This is a genomic window from Tolypothrix tenuis PCC 7101, from assembly GCF_963874875.1.
Classification (GTDB): Bacteria; Cyanobacteriota; Cyanobacteriia; order Cyanobacteriales; family Nostocaceae; genus Aulosira; species Aulosira tenue.
Genome location: NZ_CAWNJS010000001.1, coordinates 6,890,497 through 6,913,215, shown reverse-complemented (window position 1 = coordinate 6,913,215; position 22,719 = coordinate 6,890,497). Strand labels below are relative to the sequence as shown.

The following is a 22,719-nucleotide window of genomic DNA, read 5'->3' as shown; positions in this document are numbered from 1 at the left end:
GTCGAAGCGGGGATTTCTACTCAGCACTATTTAACCAAATACTACTGAAAAAAAAAGTGGGGAATTAGATACAGGTTATCCTCTTCCCCCTTCACCTGGTGTTGCTGAAGCAACTTGGTATGAACACTAATAACTATTACAGTCTGTTGTGGAGCTACTGTGTATCTGATATGGATTTACTATGAAATTTTCGACAACTCATAATTGCACCAATTTCCTAAGATTTTGGCATTTGCCAGTGAGGATTGGTCAGGCTAGTCATAATATGATCTTGCCATTGCCCATTAATTAATAAATAGTCCCTAGCATACCCTTCAACAACAAAACCCAGCTTTTTGAGGACATTACCACTGCGTTGGTTGTGTGGCATATAATTTGCCATAATACGGTGCATATTTAATTCTTGAAAGACATAGTTAGTAGCTGCTTTCAATCCTTCTGTCATATAGCCTTTACCCTGTTCATCTTCTGAGAGGCTATAACCGACATAGCAAAAATAAGCTGCACCTCTGACAAAATTCGTAAAATTAATCGTGCCAATAATTTCTGTAAGGCTGCTTTTGGGATAAATAAATAGTTTTAGGGAGTGTCCATTAATAAATTCTAGTAAATTACCTTCAACTTGATATTGCCAATATTTGACTGTGAAAAAATCGTTAGCCCACTTGGGGTAATATGGGGTAAGATAATCTTTGTTCGTAGTAAAATATTTGAGAATTTGCGGTATATCCTCTTGAATACCGATTCTTAATAACAGGCGATCGCTCGTTATCAATGGTAGTTCTGATTTCATAAACTAGATAACTAACGTGAGTCTTGTCAGTAAATTTTGCAGATGCAGAAGTTTTCATATCCCTTGTGGCTAGGGAAAATTACAAGGGAAACCGGGGAAAGGTTTAAATTTACCATTTTTCCTTTCTCCATTAAGTAAAACATCTTAATGATGTCAGCTGCTGGATGGTTACTTCATGAAATTTGTATAGATAAATGTAATCTAGGTTACAGAAATCGGTGAAAGATTGCACCCAATTAAATTTACCAGCAGTCAGCCTTGCTGTCTTACCCTTTTGTGCTGAAAAAACGCAAATCGATGGATTTATTAAGCTACCAGAGGTGCTGTACTATTGCCGCTAACGCACGAAAAGTTACGGGAGGCGCGTTACGCTATCGCTAACGCACCCTACGCACTCAATACTTGTCGGTTAAGGGCAAAAGGGGAAGGGGAAAAGGGGTAAGAAAAAACCTTTAACCCTTACCCTTTCACCTTTTCCCCAAACAAAATTAAGAGTTGAAAATCCTTAACCGAGCAGTATTGCCTACGCACTTTATCCTTTTTTGTCTGTGAATCTATTGGACAAGCAGAATAATTGATAAGCTGATTTTTAATATCTACAACAGCATAGTGAAAAAGCGATCGCAACTTCAACACAATACGCAACGTAAATTTGTGCGATCGCTTCACCTAAATGCTGTATCTTAGGATATTCAACAAAAAGACAGCTCTTGGTAAATCCAGTCTATTAACTAAGGATAAGTGATGTCGGTGGGAAGAATACGCTACGATTGGCAGGAAGCAGAAATTGAGGCGATATATAATACGCCATTGCTAGAGCTTATTTATCAAGCTGCTAGTGTACATCGCCAATATCATAATCCCAAACAAATTCAAGTCTGTAAGCTAATCTCTATTAAAACTGGGGGTTGTCCAGAAGATTGTAATTATTGCGCGCAATCTTCCCGCTACAAAACAGAGGTAAAAGCACAAGCACTTTTAGAAAAAGAAACTGTAGTTAGCATTGCCCAAAAAGCTAAGGAAACGGGTGTTAGCCGGGTTTGCATGGGTGCAGCTTGGCGTGAGGTAAAGGATAATTCCCAATTTGAAACAGTGCTGGAAATGGTGCAAGATGTCACCTCTATGGGTTTGGAAGTCTGTTGTACCTTGGGGATGCTAACGGCGGATCAAGCCAAGCGTTTAGAAGACGCGGGACTCTATGCTTATAACCATAATTTAGATACTTCGCGGGAACATTACAGCACTATCATCACTACCAGAACTTACGATGATCGCCTGAATACGATTGAAAATGTTCGCCAAACCAATGTTACCGTATGTTCCGGTGGCATACTCGGCTTAGGTGAAACTGCAAGCGATCGCATCGCCATGTTACATACCTTGGCAAATCTCAGTCCTCATCCCGAATCTGTACCCATTAATATTCTCTCCCAAGTCCCAGGCACTCCCTTAGAAAATCAGCCTGATGTTCCTATCTGGGAGATAGTGCGGATGATTGCGACAGCACGTATTATTATGCCAGCTTCTGACGTACGTCTCAGCGCTGGAAGGGCGAGACTTTCCGAAGTCGAACAAGCCTTCTGCTTTATGGCTGGAGCTAATTCTATCTTTTCCAGCGATGACAACAAAATGCTGACAGTGACCACACCATGCCCAGATTACGATAGCGATCGCGAAATGCTCAACCTGCTGGGCTTAGAAATGCGTCCTCCCGCCACTAGAGAAGTTAAGGTGTCAACTCCTGCAACTGTTGGATAATTGATTTTTGCGCTGACAGCCTCTCTGAGGCTAGACAACAGATGAGGCATAGATAATCGTAGGGGCACAAAATATTGTGCCCCTACCCTTGTAATGTATATGCGTACAAAGCCTAACAAACCAGGCTTTCAAGAGAAATTTCCCTTATAGTATCTTGGCTGAACGCAGGCCGAACAGCAGCCCAACAGCAATTCCAGTGAACACAGCCAAGAAACCGATATAAGATACAACTCCAAGCATTATTCTTTCTCCACAAGACTTTAATAAATCTATCTTAATGGAGTGGGAGTACTCCCGTTACAGTCGTTCGCCCATTCGGTATGTTTGTAGGGTGTGTTACGGCTATGAAAGGATTTGGGACTTAGAGATCATGAGATTTAGCCGTAACGCACCGCCGTATGGATGTTGCGAGGCGGGCGCTGTCAGTATTTACGAGTTAGAAGAGAAGTAGTGATATCATATCGGCTTGAAGCACTAAAACATAGTGGATACAAAAAAAGGATTGTGATAGTTTTAGAAATTACGTCAAAAACTTTTCTGGATTTCCAGCTTATTACTTAATTATTGGCAAATATAGCAAATTGCAAGTTTGTGAGGTACAGATAATTGTCAGGAAACTGCAGTGCCATGTCCCTAACCACGTACCTTATTTATCTGAAATATAATATAAATATTTGCTATCAGAAAATGTCGGTGTTTTACCATTTTCATTTCTCTTTCTAACCTAAATATTTACTATATTTTGGGATTTAAACTCAACGAATAAGCATGATGTAACCATTGATGAATACAACAACAAATTATTGAGGTAAAAGCCCATGATCAACAAAATTCGTCGCAGTCGTCACTTCAACAAAGAGACGTTTATGCGTGATTTTTTTCACGAGCCAGGAAATGTGCCTGGAACCCTGGTGATTGATGAAAACGCTTATTACCCAGAAATTATTTTAATTGATTACAATACCGATAATTATACAAAACAAGAAATAGCATCCCCAGAAGAATGTATCCCATTTTTGGATGGAAACTCTGTATCTTGGGTTGATGTTAGAGGGTTAGGAAATTTAGATATTTTACAAAGGGTCGGTCAAATTTTTGATTTACATCCTCTAGTTTTAGAAGATGTGGTGAATATGGCAGAGCGTCCTAAAACTGAAGAATATGAAGACCAATTATTAATAATTGCGAGGATGGTAGTACCGAAAAAAAATGCATTTGGATTTTTCAGTGAACAAGTGAGTTTAGTATTAGGAAAGACCTATTTACTCACAGTACAAGAAGAACCAGAACACGATTGCTTTGATGCTGTGCGATCGCGCATTGAAAAATCGAAGGGAATTATCCGCAAATCAGGAGCAGATTATTTAACGTATGCCCTATTAGATGCCATTATTGATGGCTTTTTCCCTGTATTAGAGCGCTATGGCGAGCAAATAGAAGATTTAGAAGAAGAAGTAATTACTAAACCTACTCAGAAAACACTCCAGAAGATTTACAAAATTAAGCGAGAATTACTGCAACTACGTCGTGCCATTTGGCCCCAGCGAGATGTGATTAGTTCTCTAATGCGTGATAGCGGAGAAAATATCAGTGATGAAGTGCGAATCTATCTGAGAGATTGTTATGACCACGCAGTGCAAGTAATTGACATGGTAGAAACCTACCGGGAACTGACTTCAGGATTAATGGATGTTTACCTGTCAGCAGTGAGTAACAAAATGAATGAAATCATGAAAATCTTGACAGTGGTTTCCTCTATTTTTATTCCCTTAACTTTTGTAGCAGGAATTTACGGGATGAACTTCAATACCGAAAAATCACCATATAATATGCCTGAACTGAATTGGTATTGGGGGTATCCACTGTGCTTGGCTGTGATGGCTGCGATCGCAGGCGGATTACTTTTCTTTTTCTGGCGGCGAGGCTGGCTAGAAAGGTCTTTAACGATTAAGCAAGACTAAATATGGTACATCAGTATGGATCGGATATACAAAATTATTACAGGGAGTCTATATTCTAAATTATGAGAAGCGGTGACCAAAATTTAGTTGTCTTGACGCTTTATATCATCGGTGTCTCTTACATCTTTAACCTGATGATTGAATCAATTGACGACAAAATTAAATTTGAGTATCAGAAAAAAGATGTTGACGATCAACTCGCACAAAAAGAAATAGGCGATAAAGTGGGAATTTCTTTTAAACTCAATCCCTCCTATTCGTTTGACGAATTGAAAGAGTTATCAGTTAGCATTGAAAATAAAACTAGCGATTATGCTATCTACGTTGACTGGGATAATAGCTCTTTGGTTGTTGAATATAGTAAGCAATCGCGCCGAGTAATTCGCAAATCACCAGACTTAACCCGTGACTTAGCTGTACCACAAAGTCCTAGTCTAGTGGCACCCAAGAAAACACTTTCAGCAACAGTCACAGCAGAAGATGTATTTGCTCGTGATGCAGCTACGGGTACTTACTCAACCAAACAACCCCTAATTAATATTAGTAGCTTGGAAAAAAGCCCTGTAAAAGCACTAAGAAAGTTGTACAACAACTTTGTTAACAGAACCATAAAATTAGATTTCTCACTACAACTAGTGCTGCGCGTATCTGAAGAAATGCGCGTTGGTCTTGCTCCAGGTCAAAACGTCCCACCCATGTACATTATTAATTGCCCTTTCACAATTAGAAAACTACCCTGGACATACGCCCTACCTTGGAATAAAAGGAAGTAATTTAAATTCAGACACACAGCTCCATCCAAGATTACACTGGATCTAGGGAGAGAGTAGGCGTAGGCGGTTGCAGATCAGTCACAAAAACTGATTTGAGGAAAGTCCGGGCTCCCGAAAGACCAAACTTGCTGGATAACGTCCAGTGCGAGCGATCGTGAGGATAGTGCCACAGAAAGATACCGCCAGGATTGGGGACTAGGTACTGGGGACTGGGGACTGGGTAAGAAATTGCCCAATCCCTAATCCCTGATACCCAATCCCTAAGCTCTGGTAAGGGTGCAAAGGTGCGGTAAGAGCGCACCAGCAACGTCGAGAGGCGTTGGCTCGGTAAACCCCGGTTGGGAGCAAGGCGAAGGAACTATGGTTGGTCTTTTACCAGTTCCGCCAAAACAGAGCCGCTAGAGGCGTTTGGTAACAAACGTCCCAGATAGATAACCGCCCTCATGTAGAGAAGTTACTTGTAACATTTCTACATTCGAGAACAGAACCCGGCTTACTACCAACTCTTTCCTTTTTTTGTCATTAGTCATTTGTCATTTGTCATTTGGTAATTGGTAATGGGTAATAGGTAATAGGAATTTTTAATTTATTCTTTTCCCCCTGCCCCCTGCACCCTGCCCCCTTGCCTTACTCAGTCTTCCTCATCTCCCTTATCCCCTCTGCTCCCCCTTCCTGATTTAATGTCCCTCGCTTATCCACGCCGTCAGCGTCAGCTGGAAAATTTAGTTCAAAAATTAGGTCTGCCAAAAGAAGCGCCCATACAATGGCATCTATTGGACTTAGCGCTAACTCATCCTACTGTCTCAGAGTCAGCAAATTATGAACAGTTGGAATTTGTTGGTGATGCTGTGGTGCGGCTAGTCGCAGCTATTGTGTTGTGGGAACATTATCCAGATTGTCCGGTGGGAGATTTTGCCGCAATTCGTTCGGTGCTGGTGAGCGATCGCATTTTGGCCCAGTTAGCCAGAGAATATGGTTTGGAACTCTATTTATTAGTCGCTGGTAGTGCGACTGCTGATAAAGTTGGTCAAGAATCTCGGCTAGCAGATGCTTTTGAAGCTGTTCTCGGGGCATTGTACCTCAGTACCAGCAATCTCAATCTCATCCGTCCTTGGCTAGACCCTCACTTCAAACAACTAGCCGCAGAAATTCGTCTCGATCCAGCTAGGCTAAATTACAAAGCCGCCCTGCAAGAATGGACTCAGGCTCAATTTAAAGTTTTACCAGAATATCGGGTTGTAGAAGTGACTCAACCGCACCGCAACCAAGAACGTTTCTTAGCAGAAGTGTGGTTGCATGGTAAACAGTTAGGTAACGGTAAGGGACGTTCGATTAAAGCTGCGGAACAAGCAGCAGCGAAGGTAGCATTTTTATCCATTAGTAATCCGGAACAACCCTGAACTCAATAGAGAATATCAGAGTTGATAATGCAGTTATTACCCAAGAGTCTAAACTCCAGTGTCAAAATTTTGACTCTTGGCAAATAACTAATGACTAATCAAATTACAATTGCTGTCCTCGGTGTTGGGCGTTGGGGAGTGCATTTGCTACGGAATTTTTTAGAACATCCCCAAGTACGGATTGGTGCGGTTGTAGACCCCAACCCGGAAAGATTAGCAGCCGTCAAACGGCAATATAAATTAGATGAAAATGTCTTATTAACAACCGAGTGGCAGGATATCAAGCAAGTACCAGATTTACAGGCAGTGGCGATCGCAACTCCAGCTACCACTCATTATCACTTGATTAAAAATGCCTTGAATCAGGGATACCATGTTTTAGCAGAAAAGCCGTTAACTCTAGACCCCTTAGAATGTCAGGAACTTTGCGAGTTAGCAGAGCAACGGCATTTAATATTGATGGTAGATCATACCTATTTATTTCACCCCGCCGTCGAACAAGGCCAAGCTGTTGTTCAAGCAGGTAAGTTAGGTGATTTACGCTACGGCTACGCCACCCGCACCCATTTAGGGCCAGTCCGCCAAGATGTTGATGCACTGTGGGATTTAGCAATTCACGATATTGCTATTTTTAACAATTGGCTAGGTCAACTACCAGTAAAAGTGCAAGCAACTGGTACAGTTTGGCTACAGGGAGCAGGAGTTCAAGCTGACAAGCTAAATAATTTTGATGCTTCCCCATCTCCCTCATCCCCCTCACCCCTCCACCCAGGACTAGCTGATTTAGTCTGGGTGATGCTGACATACGCAGATGGTTTTCAAGCCTATATTCATCTCTGCTGGTTGAATACTGATAAACAAAGACGGTTAGCGGTTGTGGGTAATCGTGGTAGCTTGATTTTCGATGAAATGTCGAGCCAATCGCCTTTAACCTTATTAAATGGGGAATTAGAATATCAAAACAATCAATTTTTGCCTCTCAATCAAAGCCACGAGACATTGCAAGTAGAAAAAGGCGAACCCTTGCAACGAGTTTGCGATCGCTTTATTACTTGTATCTTCAAAAATACTCCCCCTATTGTTTCCTCTGGCTGGGTTGCTACAGAGTTAGTGCAAATTCTCGCCGCACTGACAGCCTCTCTTCAGCAAGGTGGAGAATCTGTGTTGTTGGGTAATGGGTAATTGGTAATGGGTAATGGGTAATTGGTAATTGGGCAAAACTTGAAATGATTATCTAACTTTTGTTTGATTTTTGAGTACAGACACGATTAATCGTATCTTTCCAAGTCTTATTCCATGCCCAATGCCCAATGCCCAATGCCCCATGCCCCATTTCTCACCTTTCCACAACAGTGCCATTAGCACAAGCTTCTCCCGCAGTTCGGCTAGAAAAAATACTTTGTGGAGTTAACAAAGTCAGTTGGCAGGTATTTTCTAAAAGCGGTAGTTTGTCTTCGGCTTCGTCTATCTCTGTTGTGGGAGAGTCTTCAATTTCTGTTGCTTCAAGTAGCGGTTGTGCTTGTAGGTTAGCATAACCGTTCATTTCGCTTTTTACCTCATCTGCAGTGGCGATTTCAATATCCTCTAAATTTCCTTTTTCTTCTGGAGAAGATAATAGAGAAATATCAATTAAAGGCAATGCGATCGTGACTGTTGTACCTTGATTAAGTCCGGCACTTGTGAGAGTAATAGTACCTTTCATGAGTTCGATTAAGTTGCGTGAAATCGCCAAACCTAATCCTGTACCCTCAATTTTGCGTGTACTGGCACCATCTACCATCACAAAAGGGCGAAATAGCTTGTGCTGTTGGGCGGGATCAATCCCCATGCCTGTATCTGTGACATGAATTAACACTTGAGATTGATCGTTAGTTGATTGCATTTCACAAGCGATCGTAATGCTTCCTTGTTCGGTGAATTTAGTAGCATTACCAATAACATTAATGAGTACTTGCTTCAGTTTTGCTGCGTCTGCTTTCACAGGAATCAGTTCGCTACCCAAATCAGTTTTTAATTGCAAGCCTCTTTGTAGCACATTTACTGATTGAATATTGATTACTTCCAGCAATAATTTTCGCAGGTCAAGCGGTTCTGTAACTACAGAAAGTTTACCAGCTTCAATTTTAGAAATATCGAGCAAATCATTGATAATTCCTAATAAATGAATCGCTGTTTCATCGGCACGCTTGAGAAATTCCATTTCTTCTTCCCGGTTATCACACAAACCATCGTGAACCAGGCGCACACAATTGATAATAATATTTAGCGGATTTCGCAATTCATGGGAAGTTGTGGCTAAGAACTGGCTTTTAACTTGGTTAGCAGTTTTGGCTTCTTTCCATGCACTTTCTAATTCTTCTGCCCAAGCTTTCAGCCTCTCAACCATTTGGTCTAAGGCTTGTGCTAATTGATTAAACTCCCGAATTTTAAAGTTATGGGGAACTGGTTGCGCGCTGTGGTGGTTATCAATATTGAGTGCGTAATCGCGTAATTCTTCTACGGGGTTGGCGAGATAAGGAGCTAAATATAAAGATGCTAATAAGCTGGCACCTATTAACCCAACTGTTAAAACAATAAGAATTAGTTTGATTTCTTCTAAACCAAACAGAGCGCTATCTGTAGTAGTAACAGCTAAAACAATCCATTTTTGCGGCGATTGTTCTTGAAGAGGATTGCTAATTATTTTATAACCAGCTAATAGTTCTTTTCCTTCTTTAAAAGCCAAATTTGTAGAGCCAGTTTCTCCAATCGCAGTATTTTTAATTGTGTTTTGGAGTTGGGTAGCATGACCATCTTCTTGAATATTACTGCCCACTCTTTCTGGTGCTGGGTGCGCTAAAATTGTGCCATCTTCAGCAATGACTACCATCGAGCCTGTCAGCGATCCCGGCTTACTAGCAGTTTGTTGGTACAATGCCGACTGAAGACTTAAACTATAAAGTAATTTACCCCCTTTATCGTAAACTGGGGCAGTAAGTAATAGTTGTAGTTGATTTTTAGTATCTCTTGTACCAGTTGTTCCTAGCTTAGGTGGTAAAACTACCTTAATATCAACTCCTTGACTAGGGACAAATGAATTTTCTTCTCCTATGGGTTTACCGTCACAACTACTAGCAACGATTTTGTTGGTTTGCAAATTTTTTAATTGAATACAATCAATTTTGCTTGGTAGTTGTTGTGAGATTTTATGCAAAAATTCTTCCGTCTCTGCTGGGGAAGGAGACTCGATAATTTGTGTTTTACTAATAATCAGCAAACTAGTCTTGAGGGTAGCGATCGCATCTGCAATCTTCTCCCCCTTCATAACGGCGCTTTCGGTTAAATTTTGTTTAGCATTTTTTAATAGGCTATTCCGCGCCTTATTTAAGGCGGCAATCTCACCTATCAATAATACTGGCACAAACACCAGCAAGATTCTTGTCAATAATATACGCCGAAAGGATGATTGACGGGACTTAGCCATCTAACGTCTCACTTCGCATCTGCAAACCAAAACAGCCAAAGATATGCAATTAAACCAGCTAGATGAGACATTGCATTAAGTTATGACTACTTTATTGACAAATTCTAAAAATAACAAAGTTTGCATCCGCAAAATGAAACCTGGTATACCAAAACCTCCGGAGGTTAGATTTAAACAAGACTTGTGTTGCATATCTCTACAATAGGGAAATCACTAAACAGCAGCTTGCATATATGAATTTTTGGTAAATAACATACAGCAAGAAAAAATTCCAAATCTCAAAGCAACTAAATGGTGCAACATCGTCCTCATACCACAGTGGTTTTGGCAATGAGTGCAGATGGCAAGATAGCAGATTTTAGGCGATCGCCTGCTCGTTTCGGCTCAAAGGCTGATAAAGCACACCTGGAAAAACAAATCGCTGCCTCTGATGCCACTCTCTTCGGTGCCGGTACTCTCCGTGCATACGGTACTACATTAACCGTATCACATCCAACATTGCTGCAAAATCGAACAAAAGCGGGCAAATCTACCCAGCCAGTTCATATAGTCATTACACAATCTGGTAACCTTAATCCGGAAATTCACTTTTTTCAACAACCGGTTCCACGTTGGTTGCTCACGACTACAGCCGGGGCAAGTTTTTGGCGAGGACGCTCAGAGTTTGAGCAGATTTTAGTTTTTGAAACACCACAGGGCAAGATAGACCTTCTTGCCACGCTGCAACACCTGGCTCTTCTACATATAACACGCTTAGTGATACTGGGAGGCGGGGAATTGGTAGCTTCAATGTTGGAATTAGATTTAATAGATGAATTATGGTTAACCGTATGTCCACTGATTTTGGCTGGTGCTACCGCACCTACACCTGCGGAAAGTACCGGATTCCCTGCTAATTTAGCACCCCGCCTCGAACTTCTAGAGGTTAACCAGGTCGATCAAGAAGTGTTTTTACACTACCGCCTGCAACGACCAGCATCTTAGATTACCCTAAAAAAGATTGGGTATTGGAAATGGGGCATGGGGCATAGGGCATAGGGCATTGGTAATTGCTAACAGTAATTTTCCCCTCTCCCTCATCTTCCTCATTCCCCAATCCCCAGTCCCCAGTACCCAATCCCCAGTCCCTAACCCCTGAGACGATGGTAGAAAAACTGAAACCTCGCTATTCTATTGCTTGGATCAGCAAAATTGCTGAGATACCTCAAGAAGCTTGGGATGCTTTAGCATTACCGCTCAAAACCCCGTTTTTAGAGTGGGAGTGGCTGAATAATCTGGAAACATCCCACAGTGCTACCAGAAAAACTGGTTGGTTACCAAATCACTTAACCTTATGGCGCGACAGAACACTGATTGCTGCGGCTCCACTTTATTTAAAAGGACATAGTGCAGGGGAATTTGTCTTCGATCACCAGTGGGCAAGTTTAGCGGAACGCATTGGGGTAGACTATTACCCGAAATTATTGGGCATGACACCCTTTACTCCAGCTGAAGGCTATCGCTTTTTAATTGCACCTGGCGAAGATGAGGATGAAATTACAGGCATGATGGTGCATGAGATTGATTCTTTCTGCTCCCAAAATCGCATCTCTGGGTGTCATTTTCTCTATGTCGATCCCGAATGGCGTGCTGTGCTGGAACGACAAGGTTTTAGCAGTTGGTTACATCACAGTTACATTTGGGAGAATGATGGATTTCAGAATTTTGATGATTACTTGGCTGTGTTTAACGCCAATCAACGCCGCAATATTAAGCGGGAACGCAAAGCAGTTGAAAAAGCAGGTTTAACACTGCAACCACTGACGGGTGATGAAATTCCCCATTCTTTGTTTCCCTTGATGTACCAGTTCTATGCGGATACTTGTGATAAGTTCGGTTGGTGGGGTAGTAAATACCTGACAAAACGCTTTTTTGAGCAATTACATAGCAATTATCGCCATCGCGTTGTGTTTTTCGCTGCTTATAGCGAGCAAGATAATCGTCACCCCATAGGAATGTCTTTTTGTTTATATAAAGGTGATAGATTATATGGTCGCTATTGGGGCAGTTTTCAAGAAATAGATTGCCTACATTTTGATGCTTGCTATTACTCGCCAATTGAATGGGCGATCGCTCATGATATTCAAATGTTTGATCCTGGTGCTGGTGGAAGACACAAAAAACGGCGCGGCTTTCCAGCCAAGCCAAATCAGAGTTTGCACCGCTTTTACAACGCCCGTTTAGAACAGATTTTACTGCCTTATATTCGGGAAGTTAACCAACTCGAACAGCAAGAAATTGAAGCGATGAATGCCGAGTTACCTTTTAGTAACAGCAATTCTTAGCTATCAGAAATGGCAAAATTATGCAGAATCTACAGGAAGTGATGAACGGAAGAATTACACTGGAAATGGAGTAGAAAAAAATTTGCAGAAATCTGATTTAAATAATGACTATGGATTTGATGGTAGAAGACTTGGCTGCAATTGACGATCAGCTGTCTCAGCGTCATATTGACCTTGACCCTAGCGGATATTTCATTATCTACTTGGATCGGGAGGCAAAGTTAATTTATGCCAAGCATTTTACAAATGTAATTGATGAGCATGGTTTAGCTGTAGATCCCGAAACCGGGAAGGTAATTCCGGCTAAAGGTAAAGTACAAAGAACTCATACAACTGTATTTAGCGGGAGAACAGCCAAAGAACTTTGCGTCAAAATATTTGAAGAAACTCAGCCCTGTCCAGTCAGTTTTTTAGACCATGCAGCCTATTTAGGTAGAGAATTTGTGCGCGCTGAGGTCGCTTTAGTGACAGGGCAAGAGTACATTCAAGATTAAACTAAAATGCTCATGTTGACCGTTAACAGTTGACGGTTAACAGTCAACAGTCAACTATTAACCATTATTTGATGGTTGATTAACTTGGTAAAGATAGTAAGTTGCCATTGGGATAACAGTAGCGGCAATTAATAACCCTACTACCCAAGCAGTAGCATTACCTTTATCTTTGTTAGTTTCTTCTGCTGTCTTAAATGTGCCTTCTACCTGCACATTCTCAACTATTTTTGGTGGGCCGGGATCTGTTTCTCCAGAGAGAACAGCGACTAGGCGATCGCTCGCATCCAAGAAAGCTTGGTTGTATTTGTTACCATCGCGTAACGGTGCCATCACGGTCTCAGAAGCGACACTCTCAGCAATAGAGTCTGTCAGCAAAGACTTGACTTTATCGCCTGTAATAATGGCGGTACCATTTGTCACAGTGTCAATTACCAATAAAGTTTGATTGGCTTGTGCTTCTTTGGTGGGGAACCATTTTTCCAACAATGCTTTGGCGAAACTTTCTGGTGTTTCTCCATAGTCAAGTCGGCGGATGGTGACAATTCTGGTTTCGTATCCAGTTTTTTTCGCTAAATCCGATAAAGTGCTGCTAATCTTACCTTCATTAATCCGGCTAATTGCGTCGGCTTCATCTACAACCCAGGTGCTATTATCAGCTGCTAGGTCAGGTATTTGATATGCACCAGTAGCTAACGCCGATGGTACAACTAGAAAAGAAACTAGAGCGATCGCAATTAGTGGCAGAAGTAGCCTAATAAGATATTTTTGGATGATGATTACTTGGTTGAGGAGCTGTTTCATTGGGTAAACCTTAAGACAGTCTTGCACCAAAAATACTACACAACCAATGTCAAAATCACCTGGTTGATAGGTTTTTACTTGGGTAAGTTTTCGCGACACCCCAAAGATAGATTTTATAAAAGAAATTTTTGTGGCTTAGTTACAGGCTAACTACCAAAAAGGAACACCGCCCTATTTAGTGATTTATCTAAATTGGGCGGAATTTGCAAACCATGACGGCATAATACCACGGAATTGACATTTATTGTTAAATAGCTAAGTTTATTTAATATTTGCGGCTCTTTACCTGCTTAATTCTCACCAAGGTAATATCTGCATTTTGCTGAGAGTGAGGATTTGTGCTTTTTTGCTATGTTATTGAGAAAACACTACAACATTGAAGTAAAACTTGAGGAGTAATACAGAAGCGATCGCTCTTTTACTTCTTTTCCCTTAACAGCTGCACAAACTCATAATGTTCTGGTGACTTTAACCCAGCTTGCACTACCTCTAAAACCTGTGCCATCTGATTATTTAACAGCGCCTCAACTGCTAACCACAAACCTGGAAACACCTGAGAGCGAATAATCCCATCTGTATCGGGAGATAGTAATTGATAGTCGCCATCGGTGAGGTAAAACCATTCAATTTGATTTTCGTAAGATTGCCAGATTACATACTCCAGCACCCCGTTACGGCGATAAGCCTGTTTTTTGCTACCCCGATCAATCGCGGCACTACTGGCGGCAATTTCCACAATTAACTCAGGTGCGCCTTCAATATAGCCATCGTTACTCAATCGCGTTTGCCCACCTACAGCAGATTCAAGAAACAATACTGCATCTGGTTGTGGTTCGTTATCCAAATCAAGCCTAACTGTTGGGGCATCACTCAAGTCAACACCAGGAGTCAGGGATTGGTAGACTCCTAACCAAGTGATAACTCGGCTGTGGGGTTTGCCATGCTGTTCATGTCTTAAGGGAGATGCCACGTAAACAATTCCTTCAATCAGTTCTGCTTTCTTGATGTGGGGTGCAGCTGCATAGCGCCGTTCAAATTCTGGACGAGTCAGGCGATCGCCACTTTGAAGCGGGGGTAGATTTCGTTGTGGCGAATTGGATTGTATTTCGGGTGAGTACTCTCTAACCATTTGCCAATCCTCAAAGTTGCCGAATCATCCTCACTCTAGCAAAGCTGTGAATGAAGAAAAAGAGATTAATTTACACTGCTAAACTTGTAGCTAAAGGCAACTAAGCGTTAGCAAAAAAGCACGAGGAAAAGTTTAATGAATACAGTTGTCCTCAATCTCGAACCGATTGCTCATTTAACTGATGAGCAATTTTATCAATTGTGTATTGCTAATCAAGATTTAAGCCTAGAAATGAATGCAGCAGGAGAATTAATCATTGTGCCACCAGTAGGAGGAGAAAGCGGAAATCAAGAAGCAGACTTAATTACAGACTTGAATAATTGGAACCGTCAAACCAAATTAGGCAAAGTTTTTAGTTCTTCAACTATTTTTATCCTGCCAAATGGTGCTAAACGTTCCCCTGATGCAGCTTGGGTAAAGTTGGAACGCTGGGAAGCTTTAACACCAGAACAGCGAAAAAAATTTCCGCCACTTGTACCTGATTTTGCCATTGAACTGCGTTCTGAAACAGATAGGCTAAAAACTCTGCAAGACAAAATGCAGGAATACATAGAAAATGGTTTGCATTTGGGCTGGCTGATTAATCATCAAGATGCAAGAGTAGAAATTTACCGCCTCAATCAATCTGTAGAAATTTTACAAATGCCAGCAATTCTTTCTGGAGAAGATATATTACCTGGGTTTGAGTTGCAAGTTTAGCTAATAAAAAAGGCTAAAGTATAAAATCTATAGTCTGAAATGAAGAAACTGATACAAGTAAGGCAATAGCAATCTGTTGTAGGAGACTATTAGACTCTGACGGCGGTTGGCGATAGAATTCCATAGCAATTGATGCTTGGCTCATCAGATAAATTTTATGACTATCATCCTCACTAACGACGACGGTATCGATGCTCCTGGAATTAAAGCACTGTTCAACGCTGTCAAGGACAAAAATGTAATTATTGCTGCGCCAAGAGATCATCAATCTGGCTGTGGACATCAAGTTACCACAACTCGCCCCATCACCCTCCAGCGACGTTCGGAAACTGAATATGCGATCGCAGGTACTCCCGCTGATTGTGTGAGAATTGCCATATCACAAATGAGTGAAGATATTAAATTTGTGTTGTCGGGAATCAATGCTGGAGGAAACTTAGGTGTAGATGCCTATATTTCTGGTACTGTGGCTGCGGTGCGAGAAGCCGCGATGAATGGTATTCCTGGAATTGCGATTTCTCACTATCGCAAAGCCAAGCAAAATTTTGACTGGGAATTCGCAGCTAAGTTAACAGCCGAAGTTTTAGCTGATTTACTCCAACGTCCCCTGGAATCTGGAACTTTTTGGAACGTGAATCTCCCACACTTACAACCAGGAGAACCAGAACCAGAAGTAGTTTTTTGCCAACCCTGTACCAAAGCTTTACCAATTAACTATCGGATTGAAGGCGATGATTTTTATTATGTAGGCGAATACGGCAAACGCGATCGCACCCCCGGTAGCGATGTCGATGTTTGTTTTTCCGGGAACATTGCTGTTACCAAATTAAGGGTTTAATTTTGGGGTTTGGTATTTGGTGTTTGGTAATGGGTAATAGGTAATTGGTAATTGGTGTTTGAGAGAGAGAACAGGGTATTATTTTGAATTTTGAATTTTGAATTGTTTCATATTCCCAATCCCCAATCCCCAATCCCCAGTCCCCAGTCCCTCATCACTCCTCATCTGAACCTTGTAACAGAATCATCAGTTTATCCAAGGTTTGTGTTAGTTGGCTGAGTTTTTGTAAGGAATCATCCTGAGATTCTGCCAAGGTTTGTACAGCATCACACAAAGCAAAAATTTGATACCCCTGTTGCTGTAGCTGCTTTCCTTGTTCTTCTACTTGTACGCTGAGAGTCTCCAGTCTTTGCGCGAGACTCTCAATTGTCTCTGTTGTAGAAAGTACTGCTTCACCGATTTGTTCAACAATCGATTCTAAGCGAGTAATTTTAACTTCCACACTTGTTGAAATCATTTATTTACCACCCCAATTTTGAGCGCCCAATACAGTCAGATCCTTACGGATATTTAATAATTTAATATACGCATTAACACCAGGTATCTGCCACGTTATCAAAGATAATTGATCGTTCTTACGTATTTACTCGGTTGTTAATTCAGGGAGAATTAACTCGATTCCGGATAGTGATAATTATTTAGTCAAATTTCACTAGATAGATTTAATCAACTTTATACCAAAAATATAAAAAAGCAGAAGATCAGCGAGCTAATTAAAGATTAAGTAAATTTACGGTAAAAACACAAATTGTAAATACACTTAAGTATATATTCAAATAAATGTTAGGTAATTCTACTTTTTTACCTTGGTATTAGGCGGGATCATGTACCCCACACCCTCACACACCATTGTTCACAGTGCCAATTTAACAGCTTGGGAATTACAATTTATTCCTCACCCATCTTTAAAATCCAAATTTAAGCGTTTTCTAGACATTTTAGGTAGTTTAGTTGGGCTATTGATTTTAGCAATTGTATTTGTACCAATAGCAATTGCGATCAAACTCGATAGTCCAGGGCCAATTTTCTTTGTCCAAAAGCGCTATGGCCTGCGAGGTAAACCATTTATTATGCGGAAATTCCGTTCAATGGTTACGAATGCAGAGCATTTAAAATCTTTAGTTAAAAATGAAGCAAAAGGACTCATATTTAAAAATCAAAATGATTTTCGAGTCACTAAGTTAGGACGGTTTTTAAGACGCACCAGCTTAGATGAATTGCCTCAATTTTGGAACGTTCTCATCGGTGAAATGAGTTTAGTTGGTACACGTCCACCAACCTATGATGAAGTGGTTAACTACACACCACGTCATTGGCAACGCTTAAATGTCAAACCTGGTTTAACTGGCGAATGGCAAGTAAATGGTCGTTCTCAAATCACAGATTTTGAACAAATCGTTGATTTAGATCTGCGTTACCAGCAAAATTGGCATATATTTTACGACTTATTTCTGATTGGAAAAACATTTTATGTGCTTTTCCATAAAGTCGGAGCCTGCTAATTACCAGATAAAATGTAAAGTTTATCAGTCCTTCAGTAGCACCTAAAAAATCAAGTTTTTTGGGTGCTACTCGCTTTAGCTTAGGAAGGAAAACATTACAGAGTAAATTGCATTGCCTAAAAATGCCATACTAATGGCACAAACCGCTAATCCCAAGAAACTAATTTTATTTAGTAGCATGGGGTAAGTTTTTTTGGCACTCATGATTACTGCACATTGAGTGACAGTAACGCCCAGTATGTAAATAACTAAGGGCATTATTTCTGTATTAATGAGCGATTCAGCACCAGCATAACCGTGAAACAAGCCTGCGATCGCACCCAGCGTTGAAAGTAATAGCCAATTCGGTTGAATTGACATGATTAACATAGCGCCAATAGCGATGGTGGAAGCTGCAATCCCAATTTCCGCACCTACTAAATTGCCATAGAACAGATGAATCACTGTCCCCAACACTGAGGCTGACAAAAAAGATGCAGCCAGCAAAGCACCACGATTCATCCCAGCGCAGAGAAAGCCAATGGCTAAAATGCTAGCCAGACTATTCAAACTAACTACTGGATTTGCGATTCCCCAAAGCAAGCCTTCCCAGGAATTAGAGATAGACTGATGAATCGGCAATCCGCTCAAAGAACATAGTAAGCTCAGTAATATTAAAGCTGCGATCGCTCCAGCATGACGACGCTTTAAGGCTGTAGCAGATTTTGATAACTCAATTGTTAACATCAATTTATACCAAATCAATTTTTTGGTACTTTATATTGCCCAAATTTCTCTAAAAGTTAACATGGTATTTATCAAATTCTCTTCAATTTCCGTAATAGTACGTATATCGAGTATAAAAAATAGGATTTGGTAATCAAGGGGCAAGAGAGCAGAGGAAGACAAAGGAACAAATTCCCATTACCAATTACCAATTACAAATTTTGAATCTGAGACTTCATCACAATCGGAATCTGAATTTGGAATTCTGTACCTTCATCTGGTACTGAAATGCAGCGTAAATGACCATTATGCATCTGAATAATTTGGTAACTTACTGTCATTCCCAGGCCTGTCCCTGAACCAACAGGCTTATTAGTAAAGAAGGGATCGAATACTTTTTTTCTGATATCTTCAGTCATCCCACAACCATTATCAATAATCCGAATCATTATCTCATTACTATTTACAGCTTCAGTAGCAATAGTAATTTTTCCTTGATATGCATCTAAACTATTGAGGTTTGTTTTTATTACTGTATTGATGGCATCAATAGCATTATTTAAAATATACATAAATACCTGATTAAGTTGCCCAGGGTAGCATTCTATTTTTGGTAAATTACCATATTGTTTGAGTACTTGGATATCTGGGTTGTTAGCTTTACCTTTGAAGTTATTTTTCAACAGTAGCAATGTACTATCAATTCCATCATGAACATTAACCTGTTTGATTTCTGCTTCATCGAATCGGGAAAAAGTTCTTAAAGATTGAACTATTTCACTAATACGATTTGCCCCATTCTTCATAGAATACAAGACTCTGGGTAGGTCTTTTTGAATAAAATCTAAATCAATTTCATCAGTATAATTTTGAATCTCTGTTGGAGGTTGGGAATAATTTTCTTGGTAAAGTGAAATCAAATTAATCAAGCTTTCAGAATATTCATCAGCAATAATAGTATTGCCATAAATAAAATTCACTGGATTATTGATTTCATGGGCAACACCTGCAACTAATTGTCCCAGAGAAGACATTTTTTCAGTTTGTACTAATTGAGCTTGGGTATTAGCCAGTTTCTGAAGCGCAATTTGCAACTGTGCAGCTTGCTCCTGGGCTATAGCAGCATTTTCCTGAGATTGTGTCATAGCTGCTTTTAATTCAGATGTTCGTTCTTCTACTCTAATTTCTAACTCTTGTTTGGCTTTTAAAAGTGCTTCTTCTACCGATTTTCGCTCAAGAATTTCCATTTTGAGTTGAGAGTTAGCTGCTTCTAATTGAGCTGGGCTTGGTAAAGCTAATGCTTGGGGAACAATTGGTACTAAAATAATAGCTGTGTAAACCGAAACTGACGCTGTAAAAAATTTGATAGCGCCAGATAACCAATAAGTTGGATGCCATAGTGTCCATACTTCCATCACATGGGTTGTACCGCAAGAAACAATAAATGTTCCGAACAATAAAAGTATCCATTTGAAGGGGAAATCTTCTCGTTTCTGTGCAAAGTAAACAAGGGTAATAGGGATAGAATAATAGGCTATGGCAATTAAAGAATCAGATATAATGTGTAACCACACTAATTTCGGTTGCCAAAGATAGCAATGACCATGTGGGATAAATAAGCCATCACCAAAAAAGCTTTGTAATAATTCCAGCATTGATGTGCTACTGAGTATAATTCTTGTACTACATTTCACACAAAATTATACGCGCAGTAAAGAAAATTGTCTTTTAGTTATATGAGGTAGGGTGTGTTGTCGCACAGCACAACGCACCAAAAGCTTGCTGACAAAGCAATTTACTGTATTCGTACCAATCTATTTCATCGCACAGCAGTAATGTAGTCATGTAGTAGCGTGTCTAAGCTTAAATGTTGCAATAGAGATTAATTTTATCCGCGTACCCTGCAAGAAGCCGCTATGCGTCTATATCTGCAGTTAATTTAATCAAATCCAATGCCTCATTTTAGTCATGTCAGTCTACTACAATAATTTCAAAAATCAAATATGATTTTTCTACTATTTATCTTGAGATAAATGCCAAACTTTAATAATATTATCAGCGCTACCACCGCTAGCAATAGTTTTACCATCAGGGCTGATTGCCACAGAATAAATATAACCAGAATCTCGCTTCAAAGTCCGAATTTCCTTTCCTGTTGCTGTATCCCATAATTTGATAGTATTATCACTACTGCCACTGATCAGAGTAAAATTATTTGAGGTTTTACTATCTCCTGTTTTGGGTACATAAACCACAGAATTTACTTTATCAGTATGACCCTTTAAAGTACGAATCGTTTCTCCCGTTACCAAGTTCCATAATTTAATTGACTTATCTTTACTCCCACTAGCTAAAGTCAAACCGTCTGGGCTAAAAGCTACAGAAATAATTAATTCTGAATGTCCTACAAAATTCCGAATTTCCTTTCCTGTGGCTACATTCCAAAGTTTAATTGTTTTGTCCCAACTGCCACTAGCAAGGGTACTACCATCAGGACTAAAAGCCAATGCAGAAACTGCCTGTTTATGTCCTTTGAAGGTACGAATTAGCTGACCATTGGAGACATTCCAGAGGTTAATTGTCTTATCTATGCTACTACTAGCTAAGGTTTTACCATCAGGGCTAAAAGCTATAGATGAAATTCCGTCAGTATGTGCTTTTAATGTGTTGATTACTTCTCCGTTAGCAAGATTCCATAGTTTAATAGTTTTATCTGCACTACCACTAGCTAAGGTTTTACCATCAGGACTAAAAGCCACAGCCCAAATCCATTTTTTGTGTCCTTTGAGAGTTCTAATTTCCTGATTGTTCTTGATATTCCACAACTTAATTGTATTATCATCACTGCCGCTAGCTAGAGTTAAACCATCGGTTGCAAAGGCGACAGCATTAACATCACTAGCATGACCTTTAAGTGTTTGAGGTTGGTCAGAATTTTCTGTAATGTTTGCTGGTTGATTAGGGTTAGCAAATCTAGTTACTTCTTGGGGACGAGATTGTAAATACCAAATTCCGCCTAATCCCAGTAGTAAGATAGCAGTATTGATTAATAGCCGATGTTTAAGATAAAAGCTTTGAGTACGGGATGCAGGTTCGATAATTGTTGGTGGTACTAGTAAAGGCTTATATGTTAAGTCTTTAATCACTTCATCGGCTGAATGATAACGCTGGTCAATTTCTGTTTTTAAAAGTTTGTCTAGCACCTTATCCACATTGACATTTAAAGCTACTCCATCCCTATCTTGATTTGCTAAATATTCGTGCCAAGAATTAACCCAACTGTAGCCTTTTTGCATCCACAGTTGCGAGGGTCGAATTCCACTGAGTAAATGAAAGCAAGTTACACCCAAACTAAATAAATCACTCGATGGATAAGCTTTCCCATCCTGCATTTGTTCAATGGGAGTATAACCATGAGAACCAATGGTTGTACCAATTTGAGTATGTACTGTTGCTGTTAATTGCTTTGAGGAACCGAAATCTATTAAGACTAGCCGCCCATCAATTTGACGGCGAATAATATTTTGTGGTTTGATATCACGATGAATTACACCGCGCTCATGAATAAACTTGAGCACGGGCAGTAAATCTAGCAAAAGTTCAACTATTTTACTTTTGTTGTAAATTATCCCTTGTCGTAATTCTTGGAGTAAATTATGCCCATTGATATATTGCTGTACTAAAAACAGATAATTATCTTGTTCAAAGTATGCTAAAAGTGTAGGAATTTGCGGATGTTCTCCTAATTTTTGCAGTTGTTTAGCTTCATCTTTAAATAGCTCAACAGCTTTCTTTAATGTAGAAGAATCCTGTATTTTAGGTGCAAATTGTTTAACTACACACCATTCGTTTAGCTTGTCCGCATCTTCCGCTAGATAGGTTCTACCAAATCCCCCTTCATCAGATAGTACTTTAATTACACGATAACGGCCCCTTAATAACGAGATCAATGGTTGATGACAACTTAGGCAAACTTCTTGCCGGTCTGGATTTAGAGGATTGGGGCAATCGGGATTCAGACAGCAGATCATACTGGGAACCCATTTGCTGTTTGTGTATATATTAATTCATGACAAATA

20 protein-coding genes and 1 other RNA gene are annotated in these 22,719 nt (G+C 40.1%); 12 read left to right on the top strand and 9 right to left on the bottom strand.

What is annotated here, in order from left to right; genetic code table 11:
- Positions 1–217 precede the first annotated feature (217 nt).
- Entirely contained in the window at positions 218–793 is a 576-nt protein-coding gene (locus tag AACU25_RS27200) for a GNAT family N-acetyltransferase (RefSeq protein ID WP_096581011.1), read from the bottom strand.
- Positions 794–1,537: 744 nt separating this feature from the next.
- Between AACU25_RS27200 and bioB the strand changes: the two genes are divergently transcribed.
- Complete coding sequence (gene bioB, locus AACU25_RS27195; protein WP_096581009.1) at positions 1,538–2,551, top strand: biotin synthase BioB; 1,014 nt, start codon at positions 1,538–1,540, stop codon at positions 2,549–2,551.
- Positions 2,552–2,695: 144 nt separating this feature from the next.
- Here bioB and petL read toward each other — a convergent pair whose 3' ends face one another.
- Positions 2,696–2,791, bottom strand: coding sequence for a cytochrome b6-f complex subunit PetL (gene petL, locus AACU25_RS27190; RefSeq protein WP_071989467.1), 96 nt, complete (start codon positions 2,789–2,791; stop codon positions 2,696–2,698).
- A gap of 578 nt (positions 2,792–3,369) precedes the next feature.
- Between petL and corA the strand changes: the two genes are divergently transcribed.
- The 5 genes from corA (at position 3,370) to AACU25_RS27165 (ending at position 7,867) form a co-directional block, all read left to right on the top strand.
- Positions 3,370–4,512, top strand: coding sequence for a magnesium/cobalt transporter CorA (gene corA, locus AACU25_RS27185; RefSeq protein ID WP_096581007.1), 1,143 nt, complete (start codon positions 3,370–3,372; stop codon positions 4,510–4,512).
- 62 nt (positions 4,513–4,574) lie between these two features.
- A complete protein-coding gene (locus tag AACU25_RS27180) occupies positions 4,575–5,285 on the top strand; it encodes a hypothetical protein (protein WP_096581005.1) in 711 nt (236 codons plus the stop codon).
- 50 nt (positions 5,286–5,335) lie between these two features.
- Positions 5,336–5,796, top strand: an RNA gene (gene rnpB / locus AACU25_RS27175) — RNase P RNA component class A.
- Between the two features lie 169 nt (positions 5,797–5,965).
- Positions 5,966–6,685, top strand: coding sequence for a ribonuclease III (gene rnc, locus AACU25_RS27170; RefSeq protein WP_096581003.1), 720 nt, complete (start codon positions 5,966–5,968; stop codon positions 6,683–6,685).
- 90 nt (positions 6,686–6,775) lie between these two features.
- On the top strand, positions 6,776–7,867 hold the full coding sequence (locus AACU25_RS27165; protein ID WP_190445829.1) for a Gfo/Idh/MocA family protein: 1,092 nt from the start codon (positions 6,776–6,778) through the stop codon (positions 7,865–7,867).
- A gap of 154 nt (positions 7,868–8,021) precedes the next feature.
- On the opposite strand, the gene AACU25_RS27160 is transcribed toward AACU25_RS27165, so the two are convergent.
- Entirely contained in the window at positions 8,022–10,148 is a 2,127-nt protein-coding gene (locus AACU25_RS27160; RefSeq protein WP_096581001.1) for a sensor histidine kinase, read from the bottom strand.
- 291 nt (positions 10,149–10,439) lie between these two features.
- On the opposite strand from AACU25_RS27160, the gene AACU25_RS27155 reads away from it, so the two are divergent.
- The 3 genes from AACU25_RS27155 to AACU25_RS27145 all read left to right on the top strand — a co-directional run bounded on the left by AACU25_RS27155 (position 10,440) and on the right by AACU25_RS27145 (position 12,966).
- On the top strand, positions 10,440–11,132 hold the full coding sequence (locus tag AACU25_RS27155) for a RibD family protein (RefSeq protein WP_096580999.1): 693 nt from the start codon (positions 10,440–10,442) through the stop codon (positions 11,130–11,132).
- Between the two features lie 158 nt (positions 11,133–11,290).
- Complete coding sequence (locus AACU25_RS27150; RefSeq protein ID WP_096580997.1) at positions 11,291–12,472, top strand: GNAT family N-acetyltransferase; 1,182 nt, start codon at positions 11,291–11,293, stop codon at positions 12,470–12,472.
- A 110-nt stretch (positions 12,473–12,582) separates the two neighbouring features.
- Positions 12,583–12,966 carry a DUF4346 domain-containing protein gene (locus tag AACU25_RS27145; RefSeq protein WP_045873300.1) on the top strand — a complete coding sequence of 128 codons (384 nt, stop codon included), beginning with the start codon at positions 12,583–12,585 and terminating at the stop codon, positions 12,964–12,966.
- A gap of 57 nt (positions 12,967–13,023) precedes the next feature.
- Here the strand turns inward: AACU25_RS27145 and psb32 are convergent, their stop codons facing one another.
- Both psb32 and AACU25_RS27135 read right to left on the bottom strand, forming a co-directional pair.
- Positions 13,024–13,767 (bottom strand): photosystem II repair protein Psb32, encoded by a 744-nt coding sequence (psb32, locus tag AACU25_RS27140; RefSeq protein WP_096584130.1) that lies wholly within the window; start codon positions 13,765–13,767, stop codon positions 13,024–13,026.
- A gap of 418 nt (positions 13,768–14,185) precedes the next feature.
- Positions 14,186–14,896, bottom strand: coding sequence for a Uma2 family endonuclease (locus AACU25_RS27135; RefSeq protein ID WP_096580995.1), 711 nt, complete (start codon positions 14,894–14,896; stop codon positions 14,186–14,188).
- A gap of 135 nt (positions 14,897–15,031) precedes the next feature.
- Between AACU25_RS27135 and AACU25_RS27130 the strand changes: the two genes are divergently transcribed.
- On the top strand, positions 15,032–15,595 hold the full coding sequence (locus AACU25_RS27130; RefSeq protein ID WP_096580993.1) for a Uma2 family endonuclease: 564 nt from the start codon (positions 15,032–15,034) through the stop codon (positions 15,593–15,595).
- Positions 15,596–15,752: 157 nt separating this feature from the next.
- Positions 15,753–16,433: a 5'/3'-nucleotidase SurE gene (gene surE, locus AACU25_RS27125; RefSeq protein ID WP_096580991.1), complete on the top strand. Its 681-nt coding sequence runs from the start codon at positions 15,753–15,755 to the stop codon at positions 16,431–16,433.
- 154 nt (positions 16,434–16,587) lie between these two features.
- On the opposite strand, the gene AACU25_RS27120 is transcribed toward surE, so the two are convergent.
- Entirely contained in the window at positions 16,588–16,890 is a 303-nt protein-coding gene (locus AACU25_RS27120) for a hypothetical protein (protein ID WP_096580990.1), read from the bottom strand.
- 367 nt (positions 16,891–17,257) lie between these two features.
- Here AACU25_RS27120 and AACU25_RS27115 point away from each other — a divergent pair, with 367 nt between their 5' ends.
- On the top strand, positions 17,258–17,935 hold the full coding sequence (locus AACU25_RS27115) for a sugar transferase (protein WP_096580988.1): 678 nt from the start codon (positions 17,258–17,260) through the stop codon (positions 17,933–17,935).
- A gap of 75 nt (positions 17,936–18,010) precedes the next feature.
- Here the strand turns inward: AACU25_RS27115 and AACU25_RS27110 are convergent, their stop codons facing one another.
- The 3 genes from AACU25_RS27110 to AACU25_RS27100 form a co-directional block, all read right to left on the bottom strand.
- Entirely contained in the window at positions 18,011–18,661 is a 651-nt protein-coding gene (locus tag AACU25_RS27110) for a HupE/UreJ family protein (RefSeq protein ID WP_096580986.1), read from the bottom strand.
- A gap of 191 nt (positions 18,662–18,852) precedes the next feature.
- Positions 18,853–20,295: a sensor histidine kinase gene (locus AACU25_RS27105; RefSeq protein WP_190445828.1), complete on the bottom strand. Its 1,443-nt coding sequence runs from the start codon at positions 20,293–20,295 to the stop codon at positions 18,853–18,855.
- A 360-nt stretch (positions 20,296–20,655) separates the two neighbouring features.
- A complete protein-coding gene (locus tag AACU25_RS27100) occupies positions 20,656–22,671 on the bottom strand; it encodes a serine/threonine-protein kinase (RefSeq protein ID WP_096580984.1) in 2,016 nt (671 codons plus the stop codon).
- Positions 22,672–22,719 lie beyond the last annotated feature (48 nt).

Bases quoted from the DNA above. Each gene is read 5' to 3' on its own strand.
- AACU25_RS27200 (WP_096581011.1), bottom strand. From the start codon at position 793: ATGAAATCAGAACTACCATTGATAACGAGCGATCGCCTGTTATTAAGA.
- bioB (WP_096581009.1), top strand. From the start codon at position 1,538: ATGTCGGTGGGAAGAATACGCTACGATTGGCAGGAAGCAGAAATTGAG.
- petL (WP_071989467.1), bottom strand. From the start codon at position 2,791: ATGCTTGGAGTTGTATCTTATATCGGTTTCTTGGCTGTGTTCACTGGA.
- corA (WP_096581007.1), top strand. From the start codon at position 3,370: ATGATCAACAAAATTCGTCGCAGTCGTCACTTCAACAAAGAGACGTTT.
- AACU25_RS27180 (WP_096581005.1), top strand. From the start codon at position 4,575: ATGAGAAGCGGTGACCAAAATTTAGTTGTCTTGACGCTTTATATCATC.
- rnc (WP_096581003.1), top strand. From the start codon at position 5,966: ATGTCCCTCGCTTATCCACGCCGTCAGCGTCAGCTGGAAAATTTAGTT.
- AACU25_RS27165 (WP_190445829.1), top strand. From the start codon at position 6,776: ATGACTAATCAAATTACAATTGCTGTCCTCGGTGTTGGGCGTTGGGGA.
- AACU25_RS27160 (WP_096581001.1), bottom strand. From the start codon at position 10,148: ATGGCTAAGTCCCGTCAATCATCCTTTCGGCGTATATTATTGACAAGA.
- AACU25_RS27155 (WP_096580999.1), top strand. From the start codon at position 10,440: ATGGTGCAACATCGTCCTCATACCACAGTGGTTTTGGCAATGAGTGCA.
- AACU25_RS27150 (WP_096580997.1), top strand. From the start codon at position 11,291: ATGGTAGAAAAACTGAAACCTCGCTATTCTATTGCTTGGATCAGCAAA.
- AACU25_RS27145 (WP_045873300.1), top strand. From the start codon at position 12,583: ATGGATTTGATGGTAGAAGACTTGGCTGCAATTGACGATCAGCTGTCT.
- psb32 (WP_096584130.1), bottom strand. From the start codon at position 13,767: ATGAAACAGCTCCTCAACCAAGTAATCATCATCCAAAAATATCTTATT.
- AACU25_RS27135 (WP_096580995.1), bottom strand. From the start codon at position 14,896: ATGGTTAGAGAGTACTCACCCGAAATACAATCCAATTCGCCACAACGA.
- AACU25_RS27130 (WP_096580993.1), top strand. From the start codon at position 15,032: ATGAATACAGTTGTCCTCAATCTCGAACCGATTGCTCATTTAACTGAT.
- surE (WP_096580991.1), top strand. From the start codon at position 15,753: ATGACTATCATCCTCACTAACGACGACGGTATCGATGCTCCTGGAATT.
- AACU25_RS27120 (WP_096580990.1), bottom strand. From the start codon at position 16,890: ATGATTTCAACAAGTGTGGAAGTTAAAATTACTCGCTTAGAATCGATT.
- AACU25_RS27115 (WP_096580988.1), top strand. From the start codon at position 17,258: ATGTACCCCACACCCTCACACACCATTGTTCACAGTGCCAATTTAACA.
- AACU25_RS27110 (WP_096580986.1), bottom strand. From the start codon at position 18,661: ATGTTAACAATTGAGTTATCAAAATCTGCTACAGCCTTAAAGCGTCGT.
- AACU25_RS27105 (WP_190445828.1), bottom strand. From the start codon at position 20,295: ATGCTGGAATTATTACAAAGCTTTTTTGGTGATGGCTTATTTATCCCA.
- AACU25_RS27100 (WP_096580984.1), bottom strand. From the start codon at position 22,671: ATGATCTGCTGTCTGAATCCCGATTGCCCCAATCCTCTAAATCCAGAC.